Below are 2716 nucleotides of genomic sequence, written 5' to 3' on the forward strand. Positions count from 1 at the left end.
CACCAGCGGAACGCCGGCCTTTTCCATCAGCTGCTTGGACTCGGACTTCAGGCCCATGGCCTTGATGGCAGACGCCGGCGGGCCGATGAAGGCCAGCCCCGCGTTGGCACAGGCCTGCGCAAACTCCTCGTTCTCGCTCAGAAAACCGTAGCCGGGGTGAAACGCCTCGGCGCCCGTCGCCTTGGCGGCTTCAATGATTTTTTCCCAGCGCAGGTAGCTGTCTTTGGGCGCGCTGCCGCCGATGTGAACGGCTTCATCGCAAAAGCCCACATGCTTGGCGTCGGCATCGGCGTCCGAATACACCGCCACGGTCTTGATGGCCATGCGCCTTGCGGTAGCCGCCACACGGCAGGCAATTTCACCGCGATTGGCAATGAGTATCTTTTTAAACATGGTGAACTTTCGCGGTGAAATCGCCTGCACGCGCTTCGCGTGCCATGCAATTTAGCTTCGCTGCTGCGCGGCTTTGCCGCTGGTCGCCCCGGTTTGCAATCAGTATTTTTTTAAACATGTCGGCCGTTCTTTGAAAAATGTGGCGTCAGGGTAATGGAGGGCGATCCGTGATCAGACCAGCCAGGACGGCCTGCGCTTTTGCAGGAAAGACTGCACGCCCTCCCGGCCTTCGCTGCTGGTGCGAATGTCGGCAATGCCTTCCACGGTGCGGGCGATCAGCGGCGCTTCGATGCCCTGGCCAGCCACCTCCTGCACCAGCGTTTTGCAGCTTCGCACGGCGTTGGGGCTGGCATTCACCAGCGCCTGGGTGATCTCGGCCACCTTGGCGTCAAGGGCTTCGGCGTTCACCACTTCATGCACAAAACCGATGCGGTGCGCTTCCTTCGCGTCAAAGCGCTCGGCCGTCAAAAAGTAGCGGTGCGCCGCCCGCGCGCCCATGGCGCGAATCACATAGGGGCTGATGGTGGCCGGAATCAGCCCCAGCTTGACCTCGCTCAGGCAAAAGTTCGCCGTATCCACGCTCACGGCCATGTCGCAGGCCGCCACCAGCCCCATGCCGCCGGCATACACATCGCCCTGGATACGGGCAATGGTGGGCTTGGGGCATTCGTACATCACGCGCAGCATCTCGGCCAGCGCACCGGCGTCGGCCAGGTTTTCGGCGCGGGTGTAGTCAGCCATGCGGCGCATCCAGTTCAAGTCAGCCCCGGCGCAAAAGGCCGGGCCCACGGCGGCCAGCACCACGGCGCGCACCTCGGCGCGGCTGGCCGCGTCCTGAAAGGCGGCGGTGATTTCGGCAATCACCTCGTCGTTGAAGGCATTGCGTATGTCGGGGCGGCTGAGCGTGAGCGTCAGCACGGCGCCTTGCTGGGTGGTTTGCAGTGCAGTCATCATTTACATCCTGAACAGGCCGAATTTCGTCTCGGGAATGGGCGCGTTTTGCGACGCGCTCAGCCCCAGCGCCAGCACGCGGCGGGTATCGGCCGGATCGATCACGCCGTCGTCCCAGAGCCGCGCGGTGGCGTAATACGGATGGCCCTGGTGCTCGTACTGGCTGCGAATGGGCGCCTTGAAGGCTTCTTCTTCCTCGGCGCTCCAGGCGCCGCCCTTGCCCTCGATGCCGTCGCGCTTGACGGTGGCCAGCACGCCGGCCGCCTGGTCGCCGCCCATCACGCTGATGCGCGCGTTCGGCCACATCCACAAAAAGCGCGGCGAAAACGCCCGGCCGCACATGCCGTAGTTGCCGGCGCCAAATCTGCCGCCGATGATGATGGTGAACTTCGGCACGGCTGCGGTGGCCACGGCGGTGACCATCTTGGCGCCGTTGCGGGCAATGCCTTCGTTTTCGTATTTGCGGCCGACCATGAAGCCGGTGATGTTCTGCAAGAACACCAGCGGAATCTTGCGCTGGCAGCACAGCTCGATGAAGTGCGTCGCCTTGAGGGCCGACTCGCTGAACAAGATGCCGTTGTTGGCAATGATGCCGACCGGCATGCCTTCGATGTAGGCAAAGCCGCAGACCAGCGTGGTGCCGTAGCGCGCCTTGAACTCGTCAAACTCGCTGCCATCGACGATGCGGGCGATGATTTCGCGTACATCGAAGGGCTTGCGCACATCGACCGGAATCACCCCGTAGAGCTCTTGCGCTACGAATTTGGGAGCTACAGATGCCCGCAACGATTGGGCCAACTCCTTGTTTTTATTCAAATTCTTGACCGAGGCACGGGCCAGCGCCAGCGCGTGCAGGTCGCTCTGCGCCAGGTGGTCGGCCACGCCCGACAGCCGGGTGTGCACATCGCCGCCGCCCAGATCTTCGGCGGTGACCACTTCGCCCGTTGCGGCCTTCACCAGCGGCGGGCCGCCCAAAAAGATCGTGCCCTGGTTCTTGACGATGATGCTCTCGTCGCTCATGGCCGGCACGTAGGCGCCGCCTGCGGTGCAGCTGCCCATCACCACGGCGATCTGCGAGATGCCCAGCGCGCTCATGTTGGCCTGGTTGAAGAAGATGCGGCCAAAGTGGTCGCGGTCCGGGAACACGTCGTCCTGATTCGGCAGGTTGGCGCCGCCCGAATCGACCAGGTAGATGCAGGTCAGGTTGTTTTGCTGGGCGATTTCCTGGGCGCGCAAATGCTTCTTGACGGTGAGCGGATAGTAGGTGCCGCCCTTCACGGTGGCGTCGTTGCACACGATCATGCAGTCCACGCCGCTGACGCGGCCAATGCCGACGATCAGGCCGGCGCAGGGCGCATCGCCGTGGTACATG

Annotated in this window: 3 protein-coding genes; all 3 read right to left on the reverse strand. The window is 63.4% G+C overall.

Annotation, left to right across the window (positions count from 1 at the left end):
• Positions 1 to 393 (reverse strand): biotin carboxylase N-terminal domain-containing protein (locus tag Q8K05_RS16750; protein WP_305247749.1); only part of this gene is annotated, 393 nt, incomplete at its 3' end.
• Positions 394 to 564: 171 nt separating this feature from the next.
• Positions 565 to 1347, reverse strand: a complete 783-nt coding sequence (locus Q8K05_RS16755; protein ID WP_370868888.1) for an enoyl-CoA hydratase/isomerase family protein — start codon at positions 1345 to 1347, stop codon at positions 565 to 567.
• The coding region (locus Q8K05_RS16760) for a carboxyl transferase domain-containing protein (RefSeq protein WP_305247751.1) at positions 1348 to 2716 on the reverse strand (1369 nt) is incomplete at its 5' end.

Origin of the sequence: Polaromonas sp. (assembly GCF_030682935.1) — a bacterium.
Lineage (GTDB): Bacteria > Pseudomonadota > Gammaproteobacteria > Burkholderiales > Burkholderiaceae_C > Polaromonas.